This window comes from Lentibacillus kimchii (assembly GCF_055381965.1).
On record NZ_AP043934.1, the window covers coordinates 931,550 to 955,732 of the forward strand.

Sequence of the window (24,183 nt, forward strand, 5' to 3'; positions counted from 1 at the left end):
ATAGAATTTAAAAATAGATAATCTATAAGACTGCGATTGAATTAGGAGGCAAACAATGACTGACGATGAACAACTTGACAGAGCAACTGGAGACCAAACAATTCAAAAGCTTGATTTTCGCCTTGGTTCGTTCGGTGCAGTTATCCCGCTCTTATTTTTTGTCGTCTGGGCGATTACGATCAGTGTGCTCGATTTATCATCTGAAGTAGCGCTCGTCCTGGGTGCTATCATAGGTCTTACAATGGGCCTCTTGCTGTGTAAAAGTAAATGGGAGGATTATGCGCAGGGATTATTTGATGGACTAAGCCAGCCTGTTGGTGTAATTGCCATGGTGGCCTGGTTTTATGCCGGCATGTTTGCACAGGTGCTGCAAGTTGGCGGTCTTGTCGAAGGACTTGTCTGGATTGGTTCCGCAACAGGTGTTGAAGGCGGCATGTTTGTCGCACTGACGTTTTTGCTGGCGGCAGTCTTTTCTACCGCTGTCGGTACCGGTTATGGGACGGCTGTTGCATTTTGTACATTAATGTATCCAGCCGGCATTGCTGTTGGCGCTGATCCGACATTTTTATTTGCTTCGATCCTTGCCGGTGCCGTATTCGGTGATAACCTGGCACCCGTCTCGGACACGACCATCGTTTCAGCAACAACGCAAAACGCTGATGTGCCGGGCGTTGTGCGCAGCCGTTTCAAATACTCAATCCTGGCTGCTGTACCGACGGTTATACTTTTTGCTATTTTCGGAGGCGGCGGCAGTCCAGAGGTTGATCAGGCAACAGCTAATTCAGTGATTGAGTCTGTTGATCCGAGCGGTTTATTGATGCTGATTCCATTTGCGCTGGTTCTTACTCTTGCTTTAGCTGGACACCATTTGATTACATCCTTAACTTGGGGAATTATCACTGCAATTCCGATGGTTATATTCCTGAATTTAGGTGAGGCTTCAGATATTTTAACCTTTAACCCGGATTCAGATACCGTTGTTGAAGGAGCACTGGTAGAAGGCATCACCGGTTACTTTAATATGGCGATTCTAATCCTGCTTATTGTTGGTGCTGCGCACTTAATGCGTTTGGGCGGAACCATGCAGGCTATTACCAACACCCTTGTCAAATGGATTAAAAACTCTGTGCGCAAAGCTGAGGTGTCGATGTGGGCGATTGTTGCCCTGTTAAACAGTGCCATTACAATTAATACAGCAGCGGAAATTGCCGCGGCTCCCTTTGTTCAGGAAATTGGTACGAAATACAACCTGCACCGCTATCGGATGTCAAACATGCTTGATGCGGTGACATCAGCATTAGGATATATTTTCCCATGGGGTGCGCCGCTGTTATTAGGCTACTCGACACTGCAGACGATGCAGGGAAAATATGAATGGCTGCCGCTTGTGGATCCAACGTCGGTATTTCCATTCGTTTTCCAGGGCTGGTTCCTGGTTGTTATCATGCTGATTGCGGCCCTGACAGGCTGGGGACGCCGGTATGAAGGGAAAAACGGTGAAGAATTGAAAGAAAAACCACGTGACTAACTTATCTGAAATGGGGACCTTCTACAGGAGGGTCTCCATTTTGTATGATTAATCCTGAGTACTTACATTTAAGGTGATGATAACATGGACATAAAAGGCGCTATTGATCACGAAACGCGCTGCGAGCATTATCGAAGCGCGAATGATCGCATAGCTATTAAATTTTATTGCTGCGGAGAGTATTTTCCGTGTTTTAAATGTCATGCCCGCTTTGGCTGTGGTGAGGAGGGTGTCGTGTGGCCTCGGAATAAGTTTCATCACAAGGCGGTTTTATGCGGCCAATGTCATGTAACATTATCCATTAATGATTATTTGGCAAGCGGTTATAGCTGTCCCGCATGCGGTGAAGCGTTTAATCCGGGATGTGCGCTGCACAGCCACCTTTATTTCGGGACTAACTAAGAAAAGGGGTTAGGACAAAAGGCAAGAGTCATTGCCCGCTCCGGAAATAGACGTCACTTTCCGCGGGCGGCTGGTGAGCCTCCTCGTGCTTGCGCACTCCGGGGTCTCACCTATGCCTCTGCTCCCTTAGAAGTCGCCGTCTTTTCCTCCGCTGAGCCGCAGCTTCGTTCATCTTGGGAGTTGGTCGCTTAAATTCTGTCCCAACTCCTTTTATAAATAGACTGCCATGCTTTTTCCGGATCAGTTGTCGGTTCGTGACAAGCAAAGTTTTCGCAGACGTAAACCGTCAACTGTTGCTCAATTTGCTGATAGTCAGCGACGAACGGGGCTGCTTGTGCAAGCTGTTGTGGATCCGCACTCGCCAGAAGCGTTACGTCAGGCAAAAAGGTTTGCTGCAAATTGGCGATGAAGGCGTCCTGAATGTCACCTAGAACGACTGCTTCTTTTGTCGGATTGTCCAGCAGCAGCAAACTTTGCACAAAGTGGATGCCGCCATCCGGAACGCGCTTGAGCGCATCGTAAAAGGTGTAGTACATGCTGTCCAGTTTATCAAGGTACGCCGTATTACCAGTGAGAAAGCCCATCGTTGCAAGCATCATGGCGGCAACACCATTACCTGAAGGAAGTGCGTCATCATAAATGTGCTTTTCCCGCGACAGTAATCGCTCACTGTCATGACCGGTTAAGAAAAAACCGCCCTCATCTGTATCCCAGAACAAATCAATCATGTTATCTGTCAGACGGCATGCCATTTGCAAATAATGCTGTGAAAAGGTTGCTTCATAGAGTTCGGCATAAGCCCGGATCAAAAAAGCATAATCATCCAGATAGCCGGCATACTTGACGTCACCATCGCGATAGCGGGCCATAACACGATTGTTCTCGACCAGGTTTTGCTCAATAAATGCAGCTGTTTCTTCAGCGGCATTGGTGTAATGCTGTTCCTGAAACACTTTTCCTGCCTTGGCAAGCGCCGCTGTCATCATCGCATTCCAGGATGTGAGAACCTTATCATCAATATGAGGATAGACGCGTTCATGACGTTTTGTAAGCAGCTGTTCTCGTGCTGCATCCAGCTCCTGCTTTAACGCCGCTGTCGTCATGTTTCGGCTGGCTGCCATCTGATCCAAATCCGTATGGAGCAAATTTGGTATGTTGCTGCCTGCGAAATTACCTTCCCGTGTTATACCATAAGCATCAGCAAACATCACGCCGCGCTCTTTACCCAGAACTTCCAGAATCTCATTATAATCCCAGACGTAGTATTGACCTTCAATACCTTCTGAATCGGCATCAATTGCTGAATAAAAGCCTCCCTCGCCATTATGCATTTCTCTCATAACAAACGTTATAATTTGCTCGCTTATCGTCTTATACAATGGGTTAGCTGTAACTTGGTAGCATTCAGTATAGGCCATTAGGAGCAGCGCATTATCATAGAGCATTTTTTCAAAATGCGGGACGAGCCAGCTTTCATCAGTGGAATAGCGGGCGAAGCCAAAACCGATATGGTCATAGATCCCGCCGGCTGCCATTTGCTGCAGTGTTTTTTCGGCCATCTCAAGAGCCTCAGTTTCACCTTTAAAATAATAGTATCGGAGCAAAAACATGATGGTGTGCGGTGTCGGAAATTTGGGCGAATCACCAAATCCGCCGTTTGTCAGATCAAATTGTTTTTTGAGTGCTTTGTACGCTTTGTCAGCTGTTTCTTGTGTCAGCCGGTTTTCGCTTTTGGCTGAAATAGTTTTAGGAAGCGCGTCTGTGACACTCTTCGTGACGTTGGCAATTTGCTCAGGGTCTTCCTGATAAACATGGTTGAGCTGGGTGATGACATCGCTGAATCCAGGCAGGCCATATTTACTGTCTCTGGGAAAATAGGTGCCGGCGTAAAAAGGCACTTGCTCAGGTGTCATAAAAATGGAAAGTGGCCAGCCGCCCTGACCGGTCATCATCTGGCACACTTTCATGTAGATGGCATCAATGTCCGGACGCTCCTCGCGGTCAACTTTAATTGATACAAAATGTTCATTTAAGTAAGCGGCAATGACTTCATCCTCAAACGATTCACGGGCGAACACATGACACCAATGACATGTCGAGTAGCCGATCGAGAGGAATATAGGTTTGTCTTCCTGTTTCGCCTTATTGAATGCCTGATCACCCCAAGGATACCAATTGACTGGATTATAGGCATGCTGCTGGAGGTAAGGAGATTTTTCGCTGATCAGGTTATTGGCTTTGTTTTGCTGTGTCAATTTAACACATCCTTTTAATACCATTCTAGAATTTATCAATTCCCAAAACAAGCAGATACGACACTATGGCTGGAACAGTATTTTTGCGTGCATTCAGTCCTGAGAGACGGGTCAATGATCACCAGCTGTTAATGCCTCGCAAAAATCTTTTTAATTTTTTTGTCTGAAAGTATCAAGACTTGTTCGATTAAGTCGATATAAGACTATAGAGGTGCATGCAATTCGGACGGAATTGTTTTGTTCTATTTAGCGCATTATGAAGCAGAAAAGGCAAACTGTTCGAAAGAGCAGGACGCAAAGCCCAGGGTCTAACGTGCTGTATTATGCGATATGATCGCCTGGCTGCCAAATCTTTACTACATTATGTATTAAACGTTTTGGCTATTCACCGGTTTAGGAATAGCTATTTTTATTACCGTGAAATGCGTACTTTACAAGACTGCTTTTATACCCGGAAGAGAAGCGGCAGATATAGTTACTCAGCATTATGGAGGGTACAGGATGGATAAGACATCAATACTTGGTATATTATTCGGCATTATTGCGATTGGCGTAGGCATGTTTTTAAAAGGGGTAAGTCCCATGGCCGTTGTTAACCCGGCGGCATTACTGATTATTTTTCTGGGAACAGCGGCATCCGTTTTAATCGCCTTTCCACTGAGAACGCTTAAGAAAGTGCCGGTCCTTTTGAAAATCATTTTTACGGAGCGCAAAGGCAACAATGCTGCACAGTTTGTTACGATGATCACGAGCTGGGCGGATACGACCCGCAAAGAGGGTTTATTATGGCTGGAAGGCCAGCTGGACGAGGTGAAAGATCCTTTTTTGCATTCTGGTTTGCAATTTGTTGTAGACGGTCAGACACCGGACTTTATCCGGGAAGTGCTGCTGGAAAAAATAGAAGCCATGGAACAAAGGCATCAGAAGGGTGCTGCCATCTTTTCACAAGCAGGTACATATGCGCCTACCCTGGGTGTGCTAGGGGCTGTGATAGGGCTGATTGCAGCACTGAGTGATCTGAATGACATTGAAGCACTGGGATCGGCCATCTCGGCAGCTTTTGTGGCGACCTTATTAGGGATTTTTTCCGGGTATGTGTTATGGCATCCATTTGCTAATAAGCTAAAAGAAAAGTCCGAGGATGAGGTTCGTCTGAAGGAAATCATGATCGAGGGTATTTTATCCATAACTAATGGCGAATCATCTCATATCATCAAAGATAAGTTAAGTTCTTACCTATCGGCAGAAGAGATAGATATGCTGGATAAGGAGGACGACGATGCGGCGGAAAAAACAACGTAAAAGCAATCATATTAATGAATCGTGGCTGCTTCCCTATTCAGACTTACTGACATTATTAGTGGCATTATTTATTGTGCTTTTTGCCATGAGTGAAGTGGACGCGCAAAAGTATCAAAGTCTTATGGATGTGTTTGAATCTGAATTTAAAGGGGGCACCGGCGTTATGGAGGGAGGAAGCGGCGAACAAGAGCCATTGCCTGCTTCTTCAGACTCGGCGGATGAAAAGGACAAAAAAAGCGCTGGTATGAAAGAGGCTGAACGCCTGGAAAAGGTGCAAAAGAAAATCAATGGTTATATTGAAGACAATAATTTACAGGATGTACTGGGTACCGAATTATCCAGTGAAGGACTGCTTGTAACTATTTCCAATGAGGTGACGTTTGCCTCAGGAAGCGCCGAAGTTAACGCTAAAGGCCAGGATATAGCTAAAGAAGTATCCCATTTTTTGTATACCGACCCTCCGCATCAGATTGTTGTAAGCGGCCATACCGATAACCGTCCGATCAACACTAAAAAATACAAATCCAACTGGGAATTAAGTGCGATGCGCGCGATAAACTTTATGCGTTTAATATTGGAGAATGAAGATCTTGATCCGGAACGTTTCAGTTCCAAGGGGCGTGGTGAATATCAGCCGCTAGTACCCAATACGAACGAAGAAAATATGTCAAAAAACAGACGGGTAGAAGTGCTTATCTTACCGAACCATGACATTCCCGAAGACGCCGAAGCTATAAAGAAAACAGAGAAGGAATGATATTAGATGGAGACAATGTCAACTGAGAGAAATAAATACGGAGGGGATTCATGTGGATACAACGGACTATCTTGATATGTTTCTTGATGAAAGTGATGAACATCTGCAGTCCATTAACAATCATTTATTGGAACTGGAAAAAAATCCGGAAGATCTTGAAGTTGTTCAGGAAATTTTTCGCTCAGCTCATACACTTAAAGGTATGGCAGGATCGATGGAATTTAAGGATATCCAGTCATTAACACATAAAATGGAAAACGTTTTTGATCAAATCCGGAATCAGTCATTAGCCGTTACCGAAGATGTGATGGACGTCATCTTTGAAGCCGTTGAGGCACTGGAGGAAATGGTCCAGGCAATCAGTGATGGTGAAAATGGCAAAAAAGACGTCAGTGAGCTCATTAGCCAGATGGAAAAACTTGAGCAAGGAGAGGGGCAGACAGCACCCAGTCAAAATGCTGATGAAAGCCAGCCCAGCTCAACAGCAAACCTGGATGATTATCAAACCACCGTTGTTAAACAGGCTGAAGAGCAGGGTTATCAGACTTACAGCATAACGGTCAAACTGGTTGATGATTGTTTGCTTAAAGCAGCCCGGGTTTATATGGTGTTTGAAGTGCTGGAGGATGCTGGAGAGGTTATTAAATCAGACCCCCCGGTTGAAAATCTGGAGGCAGAAGAATTTGACGAGAGCTTCTCCATCGTCCTGTTGTCCCAGGCAGAGCCGTCTGACATTGAGGCTCAGATACTTACTGTTTCTGAAATTGAGCGTGTAGACGTTAGCAGTTTAGCTGTCCGTGACACAGCCAATCAGCAGGGTCCGGCTGGTGAGAGCGAATCATCGTCTGAGGATCATTCCAAAGAGGCTAAATCGAATGAGTCAAAATCAAAAGATACTGGCACTGGCAAACAAGCCTCATCCAAGACAATTCGGGTGAGCAGTGAACGTATCGATCACCTTATGAATCTATTTGAGGAACTTGTTTTGGACCGCGGACGTCTGGAGGATATCGCTGCCAAGAAGCATGATCAGGAACTGACGGATACCGTTGAACGGATCACCCGGGTATCGCAGGATATGCAGGATTTAATTCTGTCAATGCGGATGGTGCCTGTTGAGCAGGTTTTCAACCGCTTCCCTCGCATGGTTAGAGGTCTGGCAAAAGATCTGGACAAAAAGATTAACCTGGAAATCATCGGAGCTGAAACAGAGCTTGACCGGACGGTTATTGATGAAATTGGCGATCCTTTAGTTCATTTAATTCGTAATTCAGTTGACCATGGCATTGAGTCGCCGTCCGAGCGGAAAGAGCTTGGGAAGCCGGAAACAGGTGAACTGACGCTGCAGGCTTACCATAGCGGCAATCACGTTTTCATTGAGATAGAGGATGACGGATCAGGCATTAACCGGGAAAAAGTCGCCAGGAAAGCCATTGAAAACGGTGTAATTTCATCAGCGCAAGCAGCAAATTTCAAGGATGAAGATATTTATCAGTTGATTCTAGCTTCTGGCTTCAGTACATCAGAGGAAGTGTCGGATATTTCAGGCCGGGGTGTCGGACTTGATGCGGTCAAGATGAAAATTGCTTCATTGGGCGGTCATATTTCGATTGAGTCAGAGGAAGGAAAGGGGAGCAAATTTTCCATTCAGCTGCCGCTGACCCTTTCGATTCTGTCCAGTCTCTTGATCAATGTGCAGCAAGTGACATATGGCATCCCGTTATCGTCTGTCATTGAGACTGTACTGCTTGAAGAGAAAGATATTATGTCTGCTCACAAGCAGAATGTGATGGATTTCCGCGGAAAAATCATCCCTCTTGTATCACTCATGGACGTATTGGACATTCCAGAAAGGGAAGAAAAAGCGGAAACTCGGTATCAATCGGTCGTCGTCGTGAAAAAGGGTGATAAGCTTACAGGTTTGATGGTCGACTCATTTATCGGCAAACAGGAAGTTGTATTGAAATCGCTCGGCAACTATTTAAAAGATATATTTGCGATTTCAGGTGCGACTATCCTGGGTGATGGGCAAGTGTCTCTGATTCTTGATCCCAATGCCCTGGTAACATAACAAAGGAGGTTTTTACATGGACGAATCAATTAAAGTGGTTGCTTTTCTGATAGGATCGCAGCGGTATGGCATCCCAGTTCAAAATGTGCTTGGCATTGAAAAAATGCAGCCCATAACTGAAGTGCCGCAGACATCCGATTTTATTAAAGGAATTATTAATCTTCGCGGGGAGATAACACCTGCTTTGGATCTGAAACAGCGGCTTAGGCTCGGGGTGACAGAGCATGCGGAAGAAACCCGGATTTTAATTGTAACCATGAATGATATGCAAGTAGGTCTGATTGTTGACGCAGCAACAGATGTGATGACACTGGATACCAATGCACTTGAGGATGCGCCTGAGATGACCAATGGCATCAGCACGTCTTTTATTGAAGGCGTGGCTAATTTAGAAGATAATCTATTAATTTTACTCAATCTGGAATATATCTTAGATTTTACAGAAGTTAATGAAGTTAACGAAATGATCGATAATTAACTAATACGGGAGGTTAACTGGAATGGCCAAAATACTTGTAACAGACGATGCAGCGTTTATGAGGATGCAGCTCAAGGATCATTTGACCAAATTGGGGCATGAAGTGATTGGTGAAGCAGAAAATGGTAAAGATGCCATTGAGAAATATCAGGAATTAAAGCCGGATTTAATAACAATGGATATCACCATGCCTGAAATGGATGGTGTAGAAGCTGTGAAGGAAATTAAAAAAATTGATTCAGGTGCAAAAGTTGTCATGTGTTCAGCAATGGGACAGCAAGGCATGGTCCTGGATGCTATCAAATCAGGCGCGTCTGATTTTATCGTGAAGCCGTTCAGTGCCGAACGAATCAAAGAAGCTCTGGAGAAGGCGTTATAGAAGCCACTAAACTGGAAAAGTGAGGTTTTATAGATGAAAAATTTGTTTAATATTAAGCAAGTTCGAACGAAAATATTTCTGGGGTTCATGATTTTACTGGTATTAGCGGGAGCCGTAACGGGGTTGAGCATTCACACGTTACATAGTAACAATAAGGACATAAACAGCATCATGGATCAAGAACAGCTTTTAGTTCTTGATGAAAAATTAGCGACGAATATGTCAGAAAGAACCAGTTTACTGCGCGGATTTTTGTTATATGATGATCCGAGTTACTTAGACGAATTCCAGGCTGGCACTGAAGAAACCATTGCTATGGAAAATAAAGCTAAGGATTTAAGCAATTCCGAAGAACTTAACAAGTTACTTGATAAAAAAGTCGAATGGGGAAAAATGACAGATCAAGTCGTTGAGGAATATGAGAATGGAAATGTCGAAAAAGCTAAGCTCATCATGGACAGAGATGTGCAGCCGCTCGGAGATGAACTGATAAGCGGTTTTCAGGACCTGGCCAGTAAACGTGAGGATGCTATTCAAACAATGGGTGAAAATGCTACGTCCAGTGGCTATGCTATGGAAGTGACAGTTTTTACTGGTTTTGTCATACTGATCGTTTTAGGCCTCATTATTACCATCGTGACAGCCAGAATTATTTCCCGGCCAATAAAAGGGTTAGTGAATCGTATGGAGCTGATTGCCAATGGTGATCTGACGGAAGAACCGCTTCAGACAAATTCGAAAGATGAGATCGGTCAGCTGGTGAACACGACTAACAAATTAAATGACAGTATGCGTGATATGCTCAGTCAGATCAGTGATGTCTCAGAGAAGGTCAGTACTCAGAGCAATGGTTTAACTAAATCAGCTAATGATGTAAAAGCCGGATCAGAACAAATCGCAACAACAATGCAGGAATTGGCTTCCGGTTCTGAAACGCAGGCCAACAGTTCCAGTGATTTATCCTCCACGATGTCCACCTTTACGACAAAAGTGCAGGAAGCCAGTGATCATGGGACTGAGATTAAAGATTATGCCAATAATGTGCTGAAGATGACTGAAGAAGGTACACAGCTCATGAACACGTCAAAAGAACAGATGGAAAGAATTGATCAGATTGTTAAGGATGCTGTCCAAAAGGTAGAAGGCCTTGACGCACAATCACAGGAAATTTCCAAACTGGTATCGGTCATTAAGGATATCGCTGATCAAACCAACCTGCTTGCTCTGAACGCGGCCATTGAGGCAGCCCGTGCAGGTGAACATGGTAAAGGATTTGCGGTAGTAGCGGACGAGGTAAGGAAACTGGCTGAACAAGTCTCCGAATCTGTTACAGATATTACCGGCATCGTAACGAATATTCAGAGTGAATCCAGTACGGTGACCGATGCATTGCAATCAGGCTATCAAGAAGTCGAAAAAGGAACCGGCCAAATACAGTCGACAGGTGAGAAATTTGAGGGAATCAGTTCAGCTGTCAATGATGTGGTAACGCGCATTCAGACCGTTACGGATAATTTGTCAGAAGTGGCAGCTGAAAGTCAGAATATGAACAGCTCAATTCAGGAAATCGCTGCTGTATCGGAAGAATCCGCTGCAGGTGTTGAAGAAACATCCGCATCATCGCAGCAGACAAGCAGTGCTATGGAAGAAGTGGCTAACAGTGCGGATGACCTCGCTAAGCTATCGGACAGTTTAAACGATCTCGTTCGTAAGTTTAAACTTTAATACCCGTAGGTTATATCGGACTATGGAAGTTTGTACCCCGTATGAACTTCCATAGTCTCATTAAATATCAGCCAATCATGATAGATGAAGGGGCAGGAGAAAATGATCAGAATTGCCATCATGAAAGACCCCGGTATATTTCGCGACGGGGTTCAACGTGTCATTGAAGCCGAAATCCCGGACTGCAGGGTATCCAGTTACGGTTCAGCTCAATTGGACATACTGAAAAATGACATTAATTTGTTTGATTTGCTGATTCTGGACACGGATACAGATACGACTGCATATCAGCTGATGGATCAGTGCAGGTATCAGACGGTGAAAATAGCGGCATGGATCTCGGAGGTCGATAATGCAGCACTCAAAGCATTGTTCAAAAAGGGACTGAATGGCTATTTCTGTAACGGTATGGGTCCTAATGAATTAGTAGGAGCCATACAGACTGTATTAGCGGAAGAGCAATATATACACCCGCTTTTATCGGTATATCTGCTAAAAGATTATATTGCCATGACCGAAACAGAAATTAAGCGCCCGAATGGTATATTAAGTGCTCGCGAATGGGACATTATGGAACAGATTGTTCAAGGAAGGAAAAACTTTGAAATAGCTGAGAACCTTTATATATCCTCGAAAACAGTTAAGAATCATCTTATATCCATTTTTAAGAAACTGAACGTGACAGACCGTACCAATGCGGCACTATTAGCGGTTAAGAATAAATGGATTACGTTATAAAGACATAATGCTTCCGTTTACTGTGTTTGAACCAATAACCAGATCAAACCCCGAAACCTTTTGTTTGTCATAAGGTTTCGGGGTTTTTAGGCAGGTTTATTGACTGTTTCTGTCTGTTTGCAGTTGTTTTTCCGCCATTTTTGCCAGGTCCTGGGCGTTTGAGCTGATCTCCTGAATTGTAGAAGAGATCTCTTGGATAGCTGCAGCCTGACTATCAGACATTTCGTGCACATTTGAAAATGCATTATCCAGTTCTTTGATCAAATTCTGAATTTCTTGGGTTCCTTTATCGATTTCCGTAACATTTTCTTTTGAATTGCTTGCCAGCTTTCGGATTTCTTCAGCAACAACGTTAAAACCATTTCCGTATTCACCGGCACGTGCTGCTTCGATTGATGCATTTAGACCAAGCAAATTGGTTTGTTCAGATATTCCCTTTACGACTTTTGAAATATCACCGATTTTATTGGTGCTGTCATTAACTTGTGTCATTTGAGATGAGATGCCGGTTACCTGGTCGGCAAGTTCTGAAATCGAACTGGTAATCTCCTCAACAGATGCTGCAGATTCTTCAACAGAGGCTGACAAGTTTTCAGCTACTTCGTGAAGTTTATTAGCTTCTTCCAGACTGGTTCCAATACCGATTCCGCCTACGATGGTGCCTTGTTCATCGTGGACGGGGACAGCCCGGGCGATAAGCGGGAATCCGAATAATTCTTTCGGAACGATTTCAGTTTTTGGTTTGTTTTCTTTGATAGCATGTGTGATAACATCTCCATCTGCAAGCGGGTCACCAGGGTTAACGTTTAAAGAAAATGTATTGCCTGGATAGTTAATAATCAACTTCTCTGTATCATAAATACCCACTGTGATGTCATCCTGCGTCAGTTGATTTAAAAGAGGCCCTGCTTTGATAAAGGCATCTAATATCGTTTGTTCAGATTGTGCATCTGTCGTAGTATCGTACATGTTGATTCTCCTTTTATCTCATTGTTTATCAGCAAATATGTCAAACTTATCGGTTCTATCAATGAAACTGTTAATAGGGAAATTGACGTTTCTGATAATTAACCGAAATCCATTTAAGTGTTGTAAATTCCTCCAGGCTCCATTGGCCGTTCAGTCTTCCTAAACCGGAATGTTTTTCTCCGCCAAAAGCCACGATTGGCTCATCATTTATCGTAATATCGTTAACGTGAATCATGCCAGTATGTATCCTTTTCGCAAGTTCTGTGCCACGTTCACTATGAGCGGTGTGCACGGCACCACTTAAGCCAAATTTGGAGTTATTAGCAATCTCGATCGCTTCTTCATCACCTGAAAAAGGCATGACACTGACGACAGGACCGAACAATTCCTCTTGAGCTACAGCCATATCGGGTGTGACATCTGTCAAAATAGTTGGCTCAACCAGATTTCCAGATATGTCCCCGTGCAATACAGGATTAGCACCTTGCTCAATTCCTTTAGCGATGGTGTCTCTAAGATGATTGGCTGCATTTTCATTCACAACTGGACCGATCACAGTGTCTGGATCGCGAGGATCGCCAGTCTTGAGCGCAGATACCTTCTTTTTAAAGCGGGAAATAAATTCATCATAAATAGCTTGATCTACAAGAATTCGATTAGCGGACATGCAAATTTGCCCCTGATGTGTAAAACGGCTGAATGCTGCAGCGTTAACGGCATAATCAATGTCTGCGTCATCCAGTACGATAAAGGCGCTATTGCCTCCTAGTTCCAGGATTGGTTTTTTGAAATTTTTTATGGCCAGCTGTCCAATATGACTGCCTACCTTCGTTGAGCCAGTAAATGACATAATGCGTGGAATGGGATGTTCTACAAAATGATCGCCAATTTCGCTGATATCTGTGGCAACAACATTAAAAAGGCCATCTGGAATGCCAGCTTGTTCAAAAATGCTGGCAATAAGTGTACCGCCCATAATTGGGGTTTCTTCATGTGCTTTTAAGACAACACCATTGCCGGCTCCGATCGCGGGTGCTACTGACTTAATGGATAAGAAAAAAGGAAAATTGAACGGACTGATAACACCGACAACTCCGGCTGGCATACGATACAAGCGATTTTCTTTACCATTTTCAACTGAAGGCAGGATTTTCCCCTCCTTTTTCAGCGGAAATGTGGATGCCTCCTTAATGATGTCTTTGACAAGACCAATTTCAAAAGCGGCTTTGACGCGTGTCCCACCAAGTTCATCGATAATGAAGTCTGTAATGGTGTCTTCGTGTTCTTCAATATAACTTATAGCTTTTTCGAGAATATCACGCTGTTTATACGGATTAATCTGATTCCATTTTTCCATAGCTTCCTGTGCTGATTTGTAGGCTTCATCGACATCATTTGTGTCCGCCATTCTGAATTCGGTCAGAGTTTTGCCACTATAAGGATTTTTATCAACCAAAATATTACGACTGTTGCCGTCCCGCCACTTGCCTCCTATATATTGTTTATTAAGTGAATGCATGTCCAGCATACGTATTCCTCCTTGGTTTTAATCAGCTTACACATATTTCATCGTCCAAATTAACTGTGATGTAAACCCAGTCATTAGAAGTAGAATTATTCAGTTAACAAATTGCTTTCTGTCTCTGATTTAACACCTGGATCTGACTGTGCTACATTAGAGTTATATAAACATAACCTTTATATCGGAGGTACATATATGACGTCATTACTAAGCGGCAAAAACATTGTTGTGATGGGGGTTGCGAATAACCGCAGCATTGCTTGGGGAATCACCCAGTCCCTTCACAATGCAGGAGCTAATCTGATCTTCACATATCGCCAGGAGCGTTCAAAGCAAAAGCTGAATAAGCTGCTCGACAAACATGGCATTGAGCCGCGCATGGTTGTCCCTTGTGATGCTGAGGATGATCAAAGTATTGAGCAAGCCTTTCAAAAGATTGGCGAGGAGGCCGGCATTATTCATGGTCTTGTTCACTCGATTGCTTTTGCCAATGCGGAAGAGCTGCAGGGTGAGTATGCGGATACTTCCCGGGATGGTTACCTGCTGGCACAGAATATTAGCGCGTATTCCCTTGTGGCTGTTACCCGGGAAGCACGCAAGTACATGACAGAAGGCGGGTCGATCGTAACCCAGACTTATATCGGCGCAGAGCGGGTTGTCCCGAATTATAATGTCATGGGAGCTGCCAAAGCTGCTCTGGAAGCAAGTGTGCGCTATCTTGCCGAAGACGTCGGCAAAGATGATATTCGCGTGAATGCTGTTTCAGCGGGGCCTCTCCGCACCTTATCAGCTAAAGGTATTGCTGGTTTTAACGATAAGGTATCCGCTGTTGAAGAGAAAGCACCACTCCGCCGCCAGGTTGATCAGGATCAAGTCGGCGATGTGAATCTTTTCTTGCTGAGTGAACTGGCTCGCGGCGTTACCGGTGAAGTGCTGCATGTTGATGCCGGCTTCCATACGGTAGCAGGAGCCTGAATCCCATTTGATAAGCAGACGAGCATCCCTATAAGAGGTGCTCGCTTTTTTTAGTCCCCGCAATCGATGAAATGTTCTTTTTTTAAATAGAGCAGTCAGATATGCTATATTGGATTGTAAGTATTTTCCTGATAAATTTTATACATTTGCATGTGCCATCAGGCCTTATAGCTCGGTTACGCAAATGCCTGAGACACCGAGAATCCACTTTTATTTGGAGATGGGAATAATGGAAAAACAAGCTTATACGATTAAAGACCTCTATTTTTGGCGCATAACGTTCAGTCTGGCACTGGCATCGTTCTTCGTGTTTGCCGGCATGTATGCAGTACAGCCGCTGTTCCCTCTATTTGTGAAGGAATTTGATGTATCGGTATCGGCATCCGGACTGGCGTTATCACTAACGATTGCCGGGCTTATTATCGGCTTGATTGTGCTCGGTTTTTTATCTGACCGCAACGGTCGAACCGCTTTCATTAAACTATCCCTGTTGGGCGCAGCGGTGCCGTTTTTCCTAATGCCGCTGTTTAACTCATTTCTGCCTCTTTTGCTGCTTCGGCTGGTGCAGGGCTTTGCTTTGGCGGGACTTCCGGCAGCCGCTCTGGCTTATTTGAGTGAAGAAATTGATAAACGCAGTGTGCATGTGGCAACCGCGCTTTATATATCAAGCAATGCGCTTGGAGGCATGGCCGGGCGGGTGCTCACTGGCTATATAACCGATCACTTCTCCTGGGAAACAGCTTTTTATGGGCTGGCCATTACTGGGGTGGTTATTTTAGCTGCCGTTATGTTTATGCTGCCGCGTTCCCGTTTTTTTACGCCGAGTCAATTGCCGTTCTCAAATGATCTGAAAGGGTTTGCGCATCACTTGAAGAATCCCGCGTTACTGCTGATTTTTGGACTTGGTGTTGTGCTGCAGCTGTCGTTTACCGGCATCTGGACGTATTTGCCGTTCCATTTAGAGGCTCCGCCGTTTTCGATGTCGTTGGATACGATCTCCTATACGTATTTTGCCTATGGTTTGGGTGTGATTGGTTCACCGCTTGCCGGCTGGCTGGCAGGTCAGTTTAGTTTGAAATATATTCGTATAACAGGTGTGCTTGTGATGGCAGTTGGTCTGCTTATAACCATGGGACCTGCTTTATGGATGATTGTCGTTGGATTGTGTGTTGCGTGCCTTGGCTTTTTTACGGCTCATTCACTTACCGCTTCAACCGTCAGTGAGTCTGTAACCCATCATAAAGGGAGTGCCTCCAGCTTGTATCTCGTGGCTTATTATATCGGTGTCGGTCTCGGCAGTACAGTGCTTGGCCCTTTATGGAACAGTGGGGGATGGAAACCGCTTGTCCTCGTCCTTGCTGCTATTCCGGCTGTCTACGTTTTACTGGTTCAATTGATACAGCACCGGCAGCAAAAGCGGCAGTCAGACACAAACGAATGAAGGTCTAAAGCGCTAAAAAAGCAGGAAACCCATTGACTGGTTTCCTGCTTTTATGTCGTTATGTGTTCTTCATAAAGTCTGGTATCTCAGTCAGATTAATATCCCAGGCGATTGGCAGCCAGAAGTAAATCGCAACAGAGACCAGTAAAATGCCAATAATGTTCAAAGCAATACCCGTTTTGGCCATGTCGGGAATCCGTAAATAACCGGAGCCGAAAACAACCGCGTTCGGTGGTGTCGCAACCGGCAGCATAAAAGCACTGGATGCGGCGACACCTGCTGCCACCATAACGGCATACGGATGAACACCAAGTGCTGCAGCAAGTGAGGCCATAATTGGATACATCATATTAGCTGTTGCGGTATTCGATGTAATTTCTGTTAAGAAGATCACCATACCGGAAACAACCAGAAGGACGATGAATATTTCTACGCCTTGCAGAACTGTCAGCTGCTGTCCAATCCATTCAGATAAGCCTGATTCTGTAAACCCGCTGGCAATTGATAGACCGCCTCCAAACAGCAGCAGGATGCCCCACGGGAGCTTGACGGCTGTATCCCAGTCCAGCAGATGGTCACCTTCTTTGTTCTTGGCCGGTATCAAGAATAATATGATCGCGGCCGTCATCGCAATAATAGCATCATTGATATTTCCGTTCACAAATTCTGACAAGAGAAAGGAACGGGTAATCCAGGCAAGTGCAGCTAATGAAAAGACAATCAGGACACCTTTTTCCTCAAAGGATGCTTTGCCGAGATCCCGTTTTTGTTCCAGTATAATAGCTCGGCCGCCGGGAAGCTCGTTCATTTTCTGAGGAAAAGCGACTTTGACCAGGTAAAACCAGATTATGAAAATAAACACCCAGGCGACCGGAACCGCAAATAACATCCAGCCGGCAAACGAAATATCAACATCATATATTTTGCTGACGGCACCAGCTAAAGCAGTGTTGGGCGGTGTGCCAATCAAAGTCGAAATACCGCCAACGGAAGCAGAATAGGCAATGGCCAGCATCAGTGCTTTGCCGAAACTGGCGGTTTCCTCTGAGCCATCGCCAGCACCTTCGCTTTTCGTTTGATCAGATACTTGATATATAATAGCAAGGCCGATTGGGACCATCATCATTGCGGTGGCCGTATTCGAAATCCACATTGATAAGAATCCAGTCGCAACCATAAAACCAAGCACGATTCTTTCAGTATTGGTTCCGATGACGGAAATGATCGTCAAAGCAATTCGTTTGTGCAGATTCCATTTTTCCATAGCCAGAGCGATCATAAAGCCGCCCATAAAGAGAAAAACTGTATCATCACCATAAGATGAGGTGGTTGCTTCGATATCCAGTCCGCCAGTCAGTGGAAACAGAATAATCGGGAGCAGTGAGGTGACTGGAATTGGAATTGCCTCCGTCATCCACCAGACAGCAATCCATATGGTACTGGCCAGAATAGCCTGACCCGCATCTGATAATCCTTCTGGCTGGAAAAAGACTAACGTCAGAATAAATAAAATAGGTCCTGCAAACAGCCCGATTAATTGAGCTTTCGTATAGGGCCGCTTATGGTTGCCGCCGTTAGTTGTCTGCGCAGTGTTAGAAGTGGATCTGTCAGATTTTTCCCCCGATTTATTTGGTTTGACGAAAAAAGTAAGTAAGTCCTTAGCTTGATCATGTTTATCCCATAACCAGTTCCATGCCGCCGTGACCATAAAATACCTCCATCTTTAGTCTATTAAACAATGAAAACGTTACCATTAAATTATAGGGGAAACCTATTTAATATTCAACTAGTTATGTTAAATCGTTCCCGGAAAAGAGTATGATAACTGCTGAATCCCTGCAGAGACATTCAGGAAGGATTGCCCCGTATGACGAAATATAATATAATTAATAGGGTTAGTTTAAAAGGAAGGGTTAGCATGCCTGAATTTGTCTGGCTGCAGCGATTAATGTGACAGGCGCCTCGTTTTTGTGACCTTTGTATACGAATTATATGCATAATGAGCTCGGTAATTCACTCGCATTTGCCGGGTTCATTTTAGCTTTGAATCAAGGACTTCGATCATTGGCCCGTTTCCAGGTGGTTTGATCGTGGATGTGGGCAATATTAAGGTATTATTCTTTGTATTATCAGGCTGCTTGTGATCCCATATATCACAATGTATTTTTGCGATAAAGGTGTTACACAGAAAAGGAGCGGTTAAATGGCTATAAAACTGATTGCACTTGATATGGACGGAACACTGCTGAATTCGGACGAAACGATTTCAGCTGTTAACCATGATACAATTACCAGGGCACTGGCGAAAGATGTTCAGGTTGTCTTAAGCACGGGGCGCTCGTTTGATACATGCTTTTCATACGCTGAATCACTTAATCTGACTTCCTATTTAATTACGTGCAACGGCGGGGAAATCTGGACTGTTGATAACGAACTCATTGAACGCCATCTGCTTCGTCCAGAGCGTGTGCAAGAGATGTGGGAACGGGCGGAGAATCTGAATTTAAACACATGGATGATCTCAACCGATGGGGTATGGCGCGGTATGTATCCGGATAACTTTTCCAGTCATGACTGGCTTAAATTCGGCTGTGACTCTGAGGATCCAGCTGCATTGGATACATTTATTGAGGAATTGTCATACTATGATGATCTTGAATTAGCGAATTCCCTTCCGACAAATATCGAGATTAATCCTAAAGGGGTGCATAAAGCCAGTGCTCTCGAATCAGTGTGTGAGCGGCTGAATATAACGCTTGACAATGTTTTGGCAATCGGTGACAGCTTGAACGACATGAAAATGATTCAGGAAGCAGGCATCGGTGTTGCGATGGGCAACGCACAGGAGGCGATTAAGAACGTCGCCGCTGATGTGACGGATACGAATGAGCAGCATGGCGTCAGCAGGGCGATCGAAAAATATGTGCTGGGAGACTAAGCCAGATACCCTTCTATTTGACCATTTAAAGCATAGACTGTACTAAGCGTTCTTATAGATAAATTTTACTTTGAACCGCAAAGGGAGTATAATTGGTCTAATTATGATGAAAGGGGATGCTTCGATGGCATTTTCTCGACGCTCCAAAGAGCCTGTTCCAGAAGTGGATACGAATATATGGGCTTGTAAAAATGAAAACTGTTCAGGTTGGATGAGGGCTTCGTTCAGCTTTAATGAGGATCCCAACTGCCCGCTTTGTCAATCATCCATGCAAATGGAAACGCACGTCCTGCCTGAAGTTGGCGAATAGCACGCGTCTTTTCTAAGTTAAGCCACCCTGATAATGTGAGGTGGCTTTTTTATCGACTTGCCCGACTTTCTGTTATAAAAGCAAGTACCTTATTGACAGAATGCAGCCGATCATGCATGATAGTAATATAAATATTCAGTTTTTTTAAATAATTGAAACCGATTACAAATGAGGAGGCTATTTTAATGCGTTATGCAGATCCCAATACGAACGGGGCATTGGTGCATTTTCAGGAGCGTTACGATAATTTTATTGGAGGTGACTACCGTCCGCCGCAAAACGGCCAGTATTTTGAAAACGTGAGTCCTGTAACAGGGAACGTTTTTTGTGAGGTAGCAAGGTCAACCAAGGAAGATGTTGCAGCAGCCGTTGCAGCAGCTGATGCCGCGAAAGACAGCTGGGGAAAAACGTCTGTTGCTGAACGAGCTAACATTTTAAATCGTATTGCTGACAGAATTGAAGACAATCTGGAAACACTGGCTGTAGCTGAGACGTGGGATAATGGCAAGGCAGTAAGAGAACTTCTGGCAGCAGATTTGCCGCTCGCAGCGGATCATTACCGTTATTTTGCCGGAGCTATCAGGGCTCAGGAAGGTGGTATCAGTCAACTGGATGATGACACAGTTGCGTATCATTTCCACGAGCCTTTAGGCGTTGTTGGGCAAATTGTACCGTGGAACTTTCCCATCTTAATGGCGACTTGGAAAGTGGCGCCGGCTTTAGCTGCAGGAAACTGTGTGGTTTTAAAACCAGCCGAACAGACACCAGCTTCTATCCACGTGCTGATAGAACTGATTCAGGATCTCTTGCCAGCCGGCGTTCTTAATGTGGTTAACGGATTTGGGGTGGAAGCAGGTAAGCCCCTTGCAACGAATAGTGGCGTCTCCAAAATAGCCTTTACAGGTGAGACAACAACAGGTCGTCAGATTATGCAGTATGCCTCAGAAAATATTATTCCGGTAACACTCGAACTCGGCGGTAAATCACCGAATATTTTCTTCTCAGATGTCATGGATAAAGATGACGATTATCTGGATAAGGCAGTTGAAGGACTTGTTATGTTTGCCTTGAATCAGGGTGAAGTATGCACCTGTCCGTCCAGGGCAATTGTTCATGAATCAATTTATGACGCGTTTATGAAAAAGGCTGTCCAGCGAGTCAAAGATATTAAGGCTGGTCATCCTTTAGACACGGAAACAATGATGGGAGCCCAGGTTTCTCAAGAACAAATGGAAAAAATCAAGTCCTACCTTGATATTGGCAAGCAGGAAGGAGCAGAAGTACTTACAGGCGGTGAAATCCATCAGATGGATGGTGATATGTCGGAGGGCTATTATGTGGAGCCTACGATTTTCAAAGGTGATAATAATATGCGTGTTTTCCAGGAGGAAATTTTTGGCCCTGTCCTAGCTGTGACAACCTTTAAGGATGATGATGAAGCGATGGAAATTGCTAATGATACACTTTATGGGCTAGGTGCTGGTGTGTGGACCCGGAATATCAATACGGCCTATCGTTTTGGCCGGGGAATTGAAGCCGGTCGTGTGTGGACGAATTGCTATCATAAGTATCCGGCACATGCTGCGTTTGGCGGCTATAAAAAATCCGGTATTGGACGTGAGAATCACTTGATGGCTCTGGATCATTATCAGCAAACAAAAAATCTGTTAGTCAGTTATGATGAAACGCCCGACGGATTATTTTAACGCTATTTCACGCTAAGTATCAGCATGAAGGCCTTAAGAAAGGGTGCGGTAAATGGTTGAACGCGTAACGGCGACTGAGGCTGCGTTAGAACTGATTGATAAGCTGGTAAATATACATGGTCCCCTAATGTTTCATCAGTCAGGCGGCTGCTGTGACGGAAGTTCACCAATGTGCTTTCCAAGAGGTGAATTTCGCGTTGGTGATGTGGATGTGCTGCTCGGGAAAGTTGGAGATACGCCATTTTATATAGCAAAAGATCAGTATGCCTACTGGGAACATACGCAACTGATTATTGATGCTATTGACGGCCGCGGCGGAATGTTCTCATTAGAAGGACCAGAAGGAAAACGATTTTTAACCAGATCCCGGGTGTTTACCGAGCAAGAACGCCAATCTCTGCGTTAGCGAAAAGGGAGGCTGGGACAAAAGTGCGAACGACTTGCGTGACTGAAGCGCTCCGGAAATAGACGTCACTTTCCGCGGGCGTCTCCGTCTTTTCCTCCGCTGAACCGAGCCATTGTTCGAAGTAAGTTTGAGTTATTCGCTTTCGTTTTGTTCCAGCCCCTTTTTCATGCGTGCTATGCATGTATACATGTTTTAGAGGCACGCGGTATGTGATACGCTTTAAGTAGCGTTACACCGTTTTCTTATTTATAATCAACTGTGACATCGTTTTTAGGGGCATTACCAGAAAAAAAGTGATGCCCCTCTATGTCGTTTGGATTCCGATTATATTAGAGGACGTCTTAAGTTTTAAGGAGGCAGCGGCAATCATGACGAAAAAAATAGCTTTGATTCAGATGGATATTACATACGGTGATCCGAAAGTGAATTTCGCACACGTTTCCAAATGGGTGACCAATGCCGCCTATATGGGCGTGGATATCATTGTGCTTCCAGAACTGTGGGATACGGGTTTTGATTTGGAACAGATGAACACGATGGCTGACAGAGATGCCAACGCAACGACTGAGTTCCTGAGTGATCTGGCAAAGCAGATGAATATAGCGATTCTCGGTGGTTCGATTGCGGAAGAGATCAACAGCGGAATGAAAAATACGATGCTGATTATTGATCGCAATGGCGAACGCATTCATAAATACAGCAAAGAGCATTTGTCGGAGAGCGAGCAGCCGTATCTCCTGGCGGGGGAAGCTGGAAATGAATTTGAACTGGATGGCATTTTGTCTGCCGGATTTATTGGCGCTGACATCCGCTTTCCGAAGCGGCTGAGTGAGACAGCGGAAAATGGTGCGAAAGTTATATATGTCGTTGCACAATGGACTGAAGACCGGATCAATGAGTGGAAAACAACAGTACAGAGCTGTGCAGTGGACAATCAGTGCTATGTCATCGCCTGTAATCGGACAGGCTCAGATCCCGACAATGTCTATGGCGGCATGTCACTTGTTGTTGATCCGAAAGGCGGGATAATAGCAGAAGGCGGAAATGACGAAAAAATGATTTTAGCAGAGATTAGTGTGGATAAAGACCAGAGTGGAAAGCAATAGCTGTTCACTTTAAAACCGGATTAATCTCAAGCAGATTTGTGATAGTTGTCAGGGTTTCACCAAATACATGTCACTTACATAAATTATATAGGCGCTTTCATACCCATTATTAAAAAAGGAAGTGTTCCTATGTCTCGCTTGCATTACTATGTAACGGGCAACACGGCGAAGGGGCCAGTCAATTATCTTGACAGCAATCTGCATAACATTGACCGTGTTGTCTTGCTTAAGCATCCGTCGGTCAAGCTAAAAACGGCCGTCATGAAACAACTTGCTGAATCCTCTCAAAGCAATGGCCTGGAAATCCTGGAAAGCTCACTTGCGCGTGATTACCTCGATGGGATAATAGATCGCAACAACTCGATCGCGTTTATTGACAGCCGAATTGCTGGAGGAGGCACGGAAACGATTGATTTGGAAAAGACCTTTCCTGTCAAAACACAGGATACGTCTGATAGCGACCAATTTGTGCAAAAGGCTTTTGACAGCTTTAGAAAAGGTTTAGCGATTCATGATGACGAACTGGAGACCATATACGTTCAGCGAATGGATTTCGATAGGGCCGATAACTATGCGGAACAATTTATTAACGCATTACTTAAAGATGTTCCTGAAAAGGATCGTACACCACATATCTATAACCGGCTTTTCGGTACGAATACGGCTGATGGTTCAGTTAATGTTGTGCCGCAGCTGATCGAGGACATCACGCATGTTTATTATGTAAAAGGGCGTGCCGGAACAGGTAAGTCGGTATTGATGAAAAAAGTGGCAAAGGCTTGCGAGACGCGCGGACTGGATGTCGAATTGTATTATTGCAGTTTTGATCCGGAAAGTGTTGATATGGTTCTGGTGCGTGAGCTGGATTTTTGTATGTTTGACAGCACTGACCCGCATGAATTTTTCCCGCAAGAGGAAACAGACGTAACTATTGATTTATATGAAAAGCTCGTTATTCCGGGAACGGATGAAAAACTGGCCGGGAAAATCCGTGACGTGCAGGCACGCTATAAAGCCCATATGAAAGAGGGTTCCCGTATGCTGCAAAAAGCTGGTGAACGGCGGCAGCAATCCGAGGAAGACTATATGAGCGGTATAACAGATGACGCCATAAGAACATGTGCAGAGACGCTTCAGCAAACACGTTCGTGAATTGCGATATGTCTAATGCTCTT

Annotated in this window: 21 protein-coding genes and 1 riboswitch; of the genes, 17 read left to right on the plus strand and 4 right to left on the minus strand. The window is 44.6% G+C overall.

Features of this window, described 5'->3' with window-relative positions; translation table 11 throughout:
* Positions 1–55: 55 nt before the first annotated feature.
* Both ACZ444_RS05100 and ACZ444_RS05105 read left to right on the plus strand, forming a co-directional pair.
* Positions 56–1,528 (plus strand): Na+/H+ antiporter NhaC family protein, encoded by a 1,473-nt coding sequence (locus ACZ444_RS05100; RefSeq protein ID WP_382359964.1) that lies wholly within the window; start codon positions 56–58, stop codon positions 1,526–1,528.
* 84 nt (positions 1,529–1,612) lie between these two features.
* The gene (locus ACZ444_RS05105; protein WP_382359967.1) at positions 1,613–1,930 is read left to right on the plus strand and encodes a CHY zinc finger protein; all 318 of its coding nucleotides are present in this window, start codon (positions 1,613–1,615) and stop codon (positions 1,928–1,930) included.
* 188 nt (positions 1,931–2,118) lie between these two features.
* On the opposite strand, the gene ACZ444_RS05110 is transcribed toward ACZ444_RS05105, so the two are convergent.
* Positions 2,119–4,185 (minus strand): thioredoxin domain-containing protein, encoded by a 2,067-nt coding sequence (locus ACZ444_RS05110; protein ID WP_382359970.1) that lies wholly within the window; start codon positions 4,183–4,185, stop codon positions 2,119–2,121.
* A gap of 259 nt (positions 4,186–4,444) precedes the next feature.
* Positions 4,445–4,535, plus strand: a riboswitch (cyclic di-GMP riboswitch).
* A 151-nt stretch (positions 4,536–4,686) separates the two neighbouring features.
* Between ACZ444_RS05110 and motA the strand changes: the two genes are divergently transcribed.
* From motA to ACZ444_RS05145, 7 genes are all read left to right on the plus strand, one after another.
* Positions 4,687–5,487 (plus strand): flagellar motor stator protein MotA, encoded by an 801-nt coding sequence (gene motA / locus ACZ444_RS05115; RefSeq protein ID WP_382359973.1) that lies wholly within the window; start codon positions 4,687–4,689, stop codon positions 5,485–5,487.
* The gene (gene motB / locus ACZ444_RS05120; protein WP_382359976.1) at positions 5,465–6,244 is read left to right on the plus strand and encodes a flagellar motor protein MotB; all 780 of its coding nucleotides are present in this window, start codon (positions 5,465–5,467) and stop codon (positions 6,242–6,244) included. The genes motA and motB overlap by 23 nt, the downstream gene beginning before the upstream one ends.
* A gap of 52 nt (positions 6,245–6,296) precedes the next feature.
* Entirely contained in the window at positions 6,297–8,315 is a 2,019-nt protein-coding gene (locus ACZ444_RS05125) for a chemotaxis protein CheA (protein ID WP_382359979.1), read from the plus strand.
* Between the two features lie 16 nt (positions 8,316–8,331).
* Positions 8,332–8,793: a chemotaxis protein CheW gene (locus ACZ444_RS05130; protein ID WP_382359982.1), complete on the plus strand. Its 462-nt coding sequence runs from the start codon at positions 8,332–8,334 to the stop codon at positions 8,791–8,793.
* 22 nt (positions 8,794–8,815) lie between these two features.
* Positions 8,816–9,172, plus strand: coding sequence for a response regulator (locus tag ACZ444_RS05135; RefSeq protein ID WP_382359985.1), 357 nt, complete (start codon positions 8,816–8,818; stop codon positions 9,170–9,172).
* 33 nt (positions 9,173–9,205) lie between these two features.
* Positions 9,206–10,897, plus strand: coding sequence for a methyl-accepting chemotaxis protein (locus ACZ444_RS05140; protein WP_382359987.1), 1,692 nt, complete (start codon positions 9,206–9,208; stop codon positions 10,895–10,897).
* Positions 10,898–10,999: 102 nt separating this feature from the next.
* On the plus strand, positions 11,000–11,635 hold the full coding sequence (locus ACZ444_RS05145) for a response regulator transcription factor (protein WP_382359990.1): 636 nt from the start codon (positions 11,000–11,002) through the stop codon (positions 11,633–11,635).
* A 96-nt stretch (positions 11,636–11,731) separates the two neighbouring features.
* On the opposite strand, the gene ACZ444_RS05150 is transcribed toward ACZ444_RS05145, so the two are convergent.
* Together ACZ444_RS05150 and yfmT are read right to left on the minus strand one after the other, a co-directional pair.
* The gene (locus tag ACZ444_RS05150; protein ID WP_382359993.1) at positions 11,732–12,604 is read right to left on the minus strand and encodes a methyl-accepting chemotaxis protein; all 873 of its coding nucleotides are present in this window, start codon (positions 12,602–12,604) and stop codon (positions 11,732–11,734) included.
* Between the two features lie 70 nt (positions 12,605–12,674).
* Entirely contained in the window at positions 12,675–14,132 is a 1,458-nt protein-coding gene (gene yfmT, locus ACZ444_RS05155) for a benzaldehyde dehydrogenase (RefSeq protein ID WP_382359996.1), read from the minus strand.
* Positions 14,133–14,321: 189 nt separating this feature from the next.
* Here yfmT and fabI point away from each other — a divergent pair, with 189 nt between their 5' ends.
* Entirely contained in the window at positions 14,322–15,101 is a 780-nt protein-coding gene (gene fabI, locus ACZ444_RS05160) for an enoyl-ACP reductase FabI (RefSeq protein ID WP_382359999.1), read from the plus strand.
* 229 nt (positions 15,102–15,330) lie between these two features.
* Positions 15,331–16,542 carry an MFS transporter gene (locus ACZ444_RS05165; protein WP_382360002.1) on the plus strand — a complete coding sequence of 404 codons (1,212 nt, stop codon included), beginning with the start codon at positions 15,331–15,333 and terminating at the stop codon, positions 16,540–16,542.
* A gap of 58 nt (positions 16,543–16,600) precedes the next feature.
* Here the strand turns inward: ACZ444_RS05165 and ACZ444_RS05170 are convergent, their stop codons facing one another.
* The gene (locus tag ACZ444_RS05170; RefSeq protein WP_382360005.1) at positions 16,601–18,250 is read right to left on the minus strand and encodes an SLC13 family permease; all 1,650 of its coding nucleotides are present in this window, start codon (positions 18,248–18,250) and stop codon (positions 16,601–16,603) included.
* A gap of 495 nt (positions 18,251–18,745) precedes the next feature.
* Between ACZ444_RS05170 and ACZ444_RS05175 the strand changes: the two genes are divergently transcribed.
* From ACZ444_RS05175 to ACZ444_RS05200, 6 genes are all read left to right on the plus strand, one after another.
* On the plus strand, positions 18,746–19,480 hold the full coding sequence (locus ACZ444_RS05175) for a Cof-type HAD-IIB family hydrolase (RefSeq protein WP_382360008.1): 735 nt from the start codon (positions 18,746–18,748) through the stop codon (positions 19,478–19,480).
* Positions 19,481–19,604: 124 nt separating this feature from the next.
* Entirely contained in the window at positions 19,605–19,790 is a 186-nt protein-coding gene (locus tag ACZ444_RS05180) for a cold-shock protein (protein ID WP_382360011.1), read from the plus strand.
* A 185-nt stretch (positions 19,791–19,975) separates the two neighbouring features.
* Positions 19,976–21,496 (plus strand): acetaldehyde dehydrogenase ExaC, encoded by a 1,521-nt coding sequence (gene exaC, locus ACZ444_RS05185; RefSeq protein WP_382360014.1) that lies wholly within the window; start codon positions 19,976–19,978, stop codon positions 21,494–21,496.
* A gap of 52 nt (positions 21,497–21,548) precedes the next feature.
* A complete protein-coding gene (locus tag ACZ444_RS05190; RefSeq protein ID WP_382360017.1) occupies positions 21,549–21,902 on the plus strand; it encodes a DUF779 domain-containing protein in 354 nt (117 codons plus the stop codon).
* A 368-nt stretch (positions 21,903–22,270) separates the two neighbouring features.
* Positions 22,271–23,008: a nitrilase-related carbon-nitrogen hydrolase gene (locus ACZ444_RS05195; RefSeq protein ID WP_382360020.1), complete on the plus strand. Its 738-nt coding sequence runs from the start codon at positions 22,271–22,273 to the stop codon at positions 23,006–23,008.
* Positions 23,009–23,137: 129 nt separating this feature from the next.
* Positions 23,138–24,160 (plus strand): P-loop domain-containing protein, encoded by a 1,023-nt coding sequence (locus tag ACZ444_RS05200; protein ID WP_382360023.1) that lies wholly within the window; start codon positions 23,138–23,140, stop codon positions 24,158–24,160.
* Positions 24,161–24,183 lie beyond the last annotated feature (23 nt).